General features: G+C 45.1%; 5 protein-coding genes and 1 pseudogene. 4 read left to right on the plus strand and 2 right to left on the minus strand.

Annotated elements, in window-relative coordinates; translation table 11 throughout:
- The 4 genes and pseudogenes from AB4496_RS20160 to AB4496_RS20175 all read left to right on the plus strand — a co-directional run.
- A pseudogene (locus AB4496_RS20160) lies at positions 1 to 584 on the plus strand (urocanate hydratase); the annotation flags it as partial.
- Positions 585 to 598: 14 nt separating this feature from the next.
- Complete coding sequence (hutH, locus tag AB4496_RS20165; protein WP_032555189.1) at positions 599 to 2,131, plus strand: histidine ammonia-lyase; 1,533 nt, start codon at positions 599 to 601, stop codon at positions 2,129 to 2,131.
- 124 nt (positions 2,132 to 2,255) lie between these two features.
- On the plus strand, positions 2,256 to 3,305 hold the full coding sequence (locus AB4496_RS20170; RefSeq protein WP_102257341.1) for a histidine ammonia-lyase: 1,050 nt from the start codon (positions 2,256 to 2,258) through the stop codon (positions 3,303 to 3,305).
- Positions 3,306 to 3,474: 169 nt separating this feature from the next.
- Positions 3,475 to 4,200 (plus strand): DUF3581 domain-containing protein, encoded by a 726-nt coding sequence (locus AB4496_RS20175; protein WP_009846488.1) that lies wholly within the window; start codon positions 3,475 to 3,477, stop codon positions 4,198 to 4,200.
- Between the two features lie 138 nt (positions 4,201 to 4,338).
- On the opposite strand, the gene AB4496_RS20180 is transcribed toward AB4496_RS20175, so the two are convergent.
- Together AB4496_RS20180 and AB4496_RS20185 are read right to left on the minus strand one after the other, a co-directional pair.
- Positions 4,339 to 4,800, minus strand: coding sequence for an isoprenylcysteine carboxylmethyltransferase family protein (locus AB4496_RS20180; protein ID WP_009846487.1), 462 nt, complete (start codon positions 4,798 to 4,800; stop codon positions 4,339 to 4,341).
- Positions 4,801 to 4,866: 66 nt separating this feature from the next.
- The gene (locus AB4496_RS20185; protein ID WP_009846486.1) at positions 4,867 to 7,902 is read right to left on the minus strand and encodes an FAD-binding and (Fe-S)-binding domain-containing protein; all 3,036 of its coding nucleotides are present in this window, start codon (positions 7,900 to 7,902) and stop codon (positions 4,867 to 4,869) included.
- Positions 7,903 to 7,948: the final 46 nt, after the last annotated feature.

The following is a 7,948-nucleotide window of genomic DNA, read 5'->3' on the forward strand; positions in this document are numbered from 1 at the left end:
ACCCTGAAGACATCTACAAAACAGACCAAAAAGTAAAAGAATTGATTCCAGATAACCCGCATCTACACAACTGGCTAGATATGGCGCGTGAACGTATTCAGTTCCAAGGCCTACCAGCTCGTATTTGTTGGGTTGGCTTGAAAGATCGTGAACGTTTAGGACAAGCATTCAATGAAATGGTGAAAAATGGCGAACTGAAAGCACCAGTTGTTATCGGTCGTGACCACCTAGATTCGGGCTCAGTAGCAAGCCCGAACCGCGAAACAGAAGGCATGATGGATGGCTCTGATGCAGTTTCTGATTGGCCTCTTTTGAATGCCCTTCTGAACACAGCTGGTGGCGCAACATGGGTTTCTCTGCACCATGGCGGCGGCGTTGGCATGGGCTTCTCACAACACTCAGGTATGGTGATTTGTTGTGACGGTAGCGAAGATGCATCACAACGTATTGCTCGTGTACTTCACAATGATCCGGCTACTGGCGTTATGCGTCATGCTGATGCGGGTTACGATATTGCCAAGCAGTGTGCTAAAGAGCAGAAGCTTGATTTACCTATGCTAAACGAAGAACTTCGTCGCCTTTAATGTCTGGAGAAAACATGTTGAATTTATTACTTAAGCCAGGACTTCTAGGCCTGCCTGAACTGCGTAAGATTAGCCGTAGCCCTGTGAATTTATCTCTCGATCCTGCAGCGATTCCTGATATAGAAGCGAGCATGCACGTTGTCGAACAAGTGATTGCTGAAGATCGCACTGTGTATGGCATCAACACGGGTTTTGGCTTGTTAGCAAATACCAAAATCGCCCCTGAGGATTTAGAAGTACTACAGAAAAGTATCGTGCTTTCTCACGCGGCGGGCATTGGTAAATTCATGTCTGATGAAACTGTTCGCTTGATGATGGTGTTAAAGATTAACAGCTTGTCTCGCGGTTACTCTGGTATCCGCCTCAAAGTGATTAATGCCCTTATCGATCTTGTGAACGCACAGGTTTACCCATGTGTTCCACAAAAAGGATCTGTGGGTGCTTCAGGAGATCTTGCTCCCCTCGCCCACATGAGTACGGTACTGCTAGGTGAAGGCCAAGCACGCCACAACGGCAAGATCATCACTGGCTTAGAAGCAATGCAGATCGCAGGCTTGGAGCCAATAACACTCGCTCCGAAAGAAGGCTTAGCTCTGTTAAACGGCACACAAGCATCGACAGCATTTGCATTAGAAGGTCTGTTTGCAGCTGAAGACTTATTCGCGTCTGCAACCGTGTGTGGTGCAATGTCTGTAGAAGCCGCGCTAGGTAGCCGTCGTCCGTTTGACCCTCGTATACACCGCGTTCGTGGTCATCGTGGCCAAATGGATGCAGCACTTGCTTACCGCCATATGCTTGATCAAAAGAGTGAAATTGGCGAATCACACACTTGCTGTGAAAAGGTTCAAGACCCTTACTCACTGCGTTGCCAACCTCAAGTGATGGGTGCTTGTTTGCAGCAGATTCGTAACTCAGCAGAGACTTTAACGATTGAAGCGAATGCCGTATCCGACAACCCGCTTGTTTTCGCTGACGATGGCGACATCATTTCAGGTGGTAACTTCCACGCAGAGCCCGTCGCAATGGCAGCCGATAACCTTGCACTAGCGATAGCTGAAATCGGTAGCTTGTCAGAACGTAGAATGGCGCTGCTGATTGATAGCGCACTAAGCAAACTTCCACCTTTCTTGGTCGATAACGGCGGCGTGAACTCTGGCTTTATGATTGCTCAGGTTACCTCTGCAGCATTGGCAAGTGAGAACAAAACCTTGGCTCATCCGGCGTCAATAGACAGCCTACCTACTTCTGCCAACCAAGAAGACCACGTATCAATGGCCACCTTTGCCGCGCGTAGGCTTAGATACATGGCTGAAAACACCCGTGGGATATTGGCAGTAGAATATTTAGCAGCAGCACAAGGACTCGACTTCCGAGCGCCTAATCTATCTTCCCCTCGTGTGGAAGAAGCGAAGCAGATTTTGCGTGAGAAAGTGAGCTTCTACGATAAAGACAGATATTTTGCTCCAGATATTGAACAAGCTAACCTGTTACTCAAGTTATCCGTTCATAACCACCTAATGCCAGAAGGAACACTGTCAAGTTTTTAGTACTTTCCGTATACTGGGCTGTACTCTCGTTACAGCCCACTTGTCCATAAAAAATGAATACACTTATTGATAGGAGTGAGACTATCCGAAAAATCATCACTCACCGTCGGAAAGTTCATTACCAATGATAACAAAAAAATCCCCAATCCTGCTTACAACAGCCCTTATCAGCACCTTATTCTTAGCCGGCTGTGGATCAGACTCAAGCAATAAAGCACCAGCAAAACCAACGACTCCAACGACTCCAACGACTCCAACGACTCCAACGCTAACGAAAGTCGCGACCTATACCAGCATTAAAAACTGTTCAACAGCAGCTGAAGTGCCAAACTGTGCTTTTGAAAAAGGTATTTACATTCTGCCGATTGGTCCAAACATTACTCAAGTTCAGCAAGATGCCGTAAAACTGCAAGTCGAAAATTTGCTTAAATGGGCTCATGATGATGTAAGAAAACAGTTTAGCCAGAAAAAAATACTCATTGGCATTTCCGAAGAAGAGCCAAATCCATCAACAGCCCACGGTAAGTTCATTATTGCACTTGCACAAAACATCTATGCGAGCAGCCCTAATATCAATGGCTTAGAATTGATTTACACTACAAGATCGGGGATGGATGAAACACTAAGTACCACGACATATCAAAAGCTTATGCAAGTTTTCGATTACTACGTTGATGGTGACAACAATACAGCCGTAGGTGCCGAGTTAACTAAGAGCTACGAAGGCTTCAAGACTCTTGTTAATAAGAAAATAGGAACCGGTACACAAGCTCTAGGTTACCTAAAATATAACGAATGTAATTACGGTAACGGACAATTAGGTTCAGATCGTATTGATGGCACTCCGAGTAAATGTCTGGCCGATAATGGTACGAGCATTAATGACGAAGGCGATGAGATTTCAAACGGCAAGTTAGACTATACCCACACTATCAAAAAGAACCTCAACCCTGGTGCATTTTTGGGGTTAGTTTATGAATACAAAGTAAACCCTGCTAACGGTAAATACCCGAACGAGCTGAAAGACGCAAACCAACCAAAAGGTTTTACGGCAATTGGTAAAATTGCAAGTGGTGAAACAACAACCGCTAATTACCCATTTAACTACGCAAACCTTGCTTTTGCACCGATGAGTGATTACTTAGATAAGTGGTTCTTCCCTAATAAAAAATAAGCTTATATAAATAAAGGTCTAGATTTTCTAGACTTTTATTATTTTTACGGCACCAAAAGTCCCGCTCACCAATCTCCCTCCTTTTTCGGCCCTCGTAAACTGGATAGACCATTAAAACCAAGTTAGTTAGCTATAATCCCCGCCAGATTTGATGACTAATAGCGATACTATGTTTCTGATACCTTACTTTTCTACTGAAGACAATCAATTTCAATTCACTCGTGAACAAGCTAGCCACTTTGCTAAAAAAGTAGCCGCTGACTTCAACCCAATTCACGATGAAGACAACAAACGCTTCTGCGTGCCTGGCGATCTTTTGTTTGCAGTACTTCTGCAAAAAGAAGGCATCAGCCAAAAAATGCGTTTTGATTTTTCAGGTATGGTGGGTAACGGTATTGCGCTAAGCGTTGACAACAAGTGTGAGAAAGAAAGCTCACTGGTTGACGAGAAAGGCAAAGAGTACCTACACATGTCTTGTGAAGGTGAAAAGAGCCACGATCAAGCATTCATCGAACACGTAGTAACAAACTACGTTAAGTTCTCAGGCATGAACTTCCCACACATCATGGTTCCTCTTATGGAAGAACAACAAATGATGATCAACTGCCAACGTCCTCTTGTGATTTACGAGAGCATGGAAGTTGAATTTACTCGCCTAGACCTATCTCACCCAGAAGTTGAATTCTCTGGTGCGACTTTTGATGTTGAAGGCAAGCGTGGCATCGTGACACTGAACTTTGATTTCAAAGAAGACGGTGAAGTAGTCGGTAAAGGCGTAAAGCGCATGGTAGCAAGTGGTCTTAAGCCATACGACCAAGCTTCTGTAGACGACCTAGTAAACCGCTTCAACGAACGTAAAGAGATGTTTCTAGCTCAGTTCGCAGCTGCCGCTTAATCAGCACTCTTATTTACATCACTTGATGTAAATAACTAGAGACAAGATCAATAAAGCCCAGCTTGGTATCACAAGCTGGGCTTTTTTATTTCGATGACTAATGACATCAAGTCACTCAAGCCTGTATTCAAGTCAGAACTAAATCCAGCGCCTAACCTTTTGTTTGTAATCAACATATTCCGCACCGAATAATTGCTCTAGAGCGCGTTCTTCTGGCTTAATTTGGAACTGATTCATGTAGATTACGAATACAAAACTGAGTAAGACACTGAACAGGTTTTGGAAGAAGTAGCCAAAACAAAACAGTAGGATAAATAGCCCTAGATACATTGGGTTTCGCGTGTAGCCAAAGATTCCACTGTCCACAACTGCAGAAGCGGTGTCGACTTTGATCGGATTAACGGTGGTTTTCTGTTTGCGAAACTCCCATATGCCTGATATCCCAATAACACCACTCAAGACAATCCCGATACCGAGCACAACCATTCGATAAGGCATTGCCAATGTTCCTTGGCTCAACTGCTGAGCGCAGAAGTATGATGCTACGAATACAATAATGAACAGTGCAACGGGTGATACTTTTAATTCTAGAAAATTCATACTTTTCCTTATTAACATTCCTTTGTTAGTTTAGAAAAAAGCCCAGCAATTGCTGGGCTAAATGTATTAAAGAATTTTTGCTAGCGCTTGTAATGGGTGAGCAAGCTTCTCACCTTCAAAACGCTTCACTTGGCTACGGCAAGAATAACCCGTCACCAAACAACGATCTTTTGGTAAGTCCTGCATTTGAGGCTTCCAGCTTAAACCGTATATGTCTTTCGACATTTGTAACTTATCAACTTCATGCCCGAAGGTGCCCGCCATACCACAACAGCCAACCGGAACGCTGGTTAACGCAGCACCAAAGTGCTTGAAGATAGTGCCCCACTCTTTTTCAGCGTTCGGCATTTTGGTTTTCTCAGTACAGTGAGCAAACAAGTACCACATATCTTCACTTGCTGAACGTGCTTCGAACTCACCTAACGATGGCATTAACCATTCATGCACGGTAAGCACATCAAAGTCGCCACGTTTGTCACCTAAGATCTCTACGTATTCATCGCGGTAACAAAGCACAAGAGCCGGGTCCACACCCACCAAAGGAATACCGATATCCGCCACCATCGACAAGAAATCCGATGTTGATTTCGCTTCACGCGCAAAACGACTTAAGAAGCCTTTAATGTGCAGAGCTTTACCATTTGGCTTAAACGGCAGCAACACCGGAGTTTTACCAAGTTTTTGAGCCAGAGTGACGAAGTCTTCAATCACCTCCGCATCATAAAAGCTAGTGAACGGGTCTTGAACGATCAGCACATGCTGTTTCTTCTCTTCAGAAGACAAGCCTTCTAAGTACTGTAAGTCGAAGAGTTGCAGCTCTTTGCTCGCCAGACGATTTTTAAGTGTAGGTACCGACATCAAAGGAGCATCAACATAACCGACCGTCCTAGCCGTTGCCGTTTGTATCCACTTTTGACCCAATGCAGCGTTCACTACTTTTGGCGCTTTCGCCATCAGCGGCAGCATGGTTTCAATGTTAGCGACTAAATAGTCTTTTGCTGGGCGCTGGTAACGCGAATAGTAGATGTTTAAGAATCGAGAACGGAAACTTGGTACATCAACTTTAATAGGACACTGGCTCGCACACGCTTTACACGCCAAACAACCGTTCATCGCTTCATGAACTTCATGTGAGAAATCGTACTCATGGCGTTTGTTCATCGTGTTACGAACACGTTCCACCATGGTTTTAATCGGAGTATTGTCCTTCAGCGCTTCTTGCTCTAAATCGAGAATATCGACGCCTTGTTCCGTTAACTGACGCAACCATTCACGAACCAAGCCTGCACGGCCCTTTGGTGAATGACGACGGTCAGCCGTGACTTTCATCGAAGGACACATTGGCGAACTCGTATCGTAGTTGAAACACAAGCCGTTACCATTACATTCCATCGCTTGCTTGAAGCTATCACGGACTTGTACGTCGATCTGACGATCGTAGAAACCACGCTTGGTATCAGTGACTTTCACCAACTCAGCATCGCTTTCTAACGGCGTACAGATCTTGCCTGGGTTCATCTTGTTATGCGGGTCAAATGCCGCTTTAACTCGTCTTAATTCGGTAAACAGCTCTTCACCAAAGAAGTCAGGACCATACTCAGAACGGAAGCCTTTACCGTGTTCACCCCACATCAAGCCGCCGTATTTAGCCACCAGCTTAACCACTTCATCAGAGACTTCATGCATCAATGCTTCTTGCATCGGATCACACAAATCTAAAGCAGGACGAACGTGCAGTACGCCCGCATCCACGTGACCAAACATGCCGTAGTTCAACTCTTTTGAATCGAGTAATACTCTAAATTCAGAGATGAAGTCGGCCAAGTTTTCTGGTGGTACACAGGTATCTTCAGCAAAAGCGACTGGCTTAGCTCGGCCTTTCGCCGCACCTAATAGGCCTACCGCTTTCTTACGCATGTTGTAGATTCGGCCAATGCTCGCCAAATCACTGCACACTTGGAAGCCAATCACACCGGCTTCTTCAGTTTCTACCATGCTTTCAAGCTGTGCGGTCAGCGCTTGAACTTGTTGTTCAACTTCCGCTTCATCTTGGCCTGCAAACTCAACCATGTTGATGCCAAGCATCTCTTTATTTGGAACATCCATCAGCAAATCGCTCACGGTGTGCCAAACAATGTCTTGTTTCGCTAGGTTCAATACTCTTGAGTCAACGGTTTCAACAGACAGCGCTTTCGCTTCTACCATGAACGGCGCATTACGCAGTGCAGAATCGAACGTATTGTATTTCACGTTAACCAACGTTCGTGCTTTTGGAATCGGCGTGAGGTTCAGCTTTGCTTCAGTGATGAATGCTAATGAACCTTCTGCACCACATAGAACACGAGTCAGGTCAAAGCTATCGTCTTCTTCGTTGATTGCGTTCTTTAAATCGTAACCAGTTAAGAAGCGGTTCAATGGTGGGAATTTATTAAGAATTTGAGCGCGCTTATCTCGACAAACGGCTTCAGTTACTGCAAGGGCATGGTGAGCAAATTCACCTTCAGCAGGTAAGCCGTGTGATAAATCGGATTCGAGACATGAACCATCTGCGAAGACCGCTTGCAGCGACAACACATGGTCAGACGTTTTACCGTACTTCAATGACCCTTGGCCCGAAGCATCGGTATTGATCATGCCACCTAAGGTTGCTCGGTTACTGGTAGAAAGGTCTGGAGAGAAAAAGTAACCATACGGACGCACAGCATCGTTCAATTGGTCTTTAACGATACCTGACTGAACTCTTACCCAGCCTTCTTGCTCGTTAATCTCAAGAACCTTGTTCATATAACGAGACAGGTCAACCACGACGCCTTTTGTTAAAGACTGTCCGTTAGTACCGGTACCACCGCCACGAGGGGAAAAGGTCACGCGTTCGTAAGCAGATTTTGCACCCACTTTACCGAGCAGCACAACGTCTTGGGTTGTTTTAGGGAGAATAACTGCCTGCGGCAATTGCTGATAGACACTGTTATCAGTCGCCACAGCCAAACGGCTAGAATATTGAGATTCAATGTCGCCAGTAAAGCCCGCTGTTTTTAGTTCATCTAAAAAGCGTACGACTACTGGATCGACATCAGCATTGAGTTGAAGTCTTGGTAACATTTGCTTCCTGCCCCTACTTCGCTGATCCTATCAGCATTGGGTTATC

Source organism: Vibrio sp. 10N.222.46.A1 (genome assembly GCF_041473595.1).
Taxonomy (GTDB): Bacteria; Pseudomonadota; Gammaproteobacteria; order Enterobacterales; family Vibrionaceae; genus Vibrio; species Vibrio tasmaniensis_A.

Coding starts and splice junctions, on each gene's coding strand:
- hutH (WP_032555189.1), top strand. CDS start 599: ATGTTGAATTTATTACTTAAGCCAGGACTTCTAGGCCTGCCTGAACTG.
- AB4496_RS20170 (WP_102257341.1), top strand. CDS start 2,256: ATGATAACAAAAAAATCCCCAATCCTGCTTACAACAGCCCTTATCAGC.
- AB4496_RS20175 (WP_009846488.1), top strand. CDS start 3,475: ATGTTTCTGATACCTTACTTTTCTACTGAAGACAATCAATTTCAATTC.
- AB4496_RS20180 (WP_009846487.1), bottom strand. CDS start 4,800: ATGAATTTTCTAGAATTAAAAGTATCACCCGTTGCACTGTTCATTATT.
- AB4496_RS20185 (WP_009846486.1), bottom strand. CDS start 7,902: ATGTTACCAAGACTTCAACTCAATGCTGATGTCGATCCAGTAGTCGTA.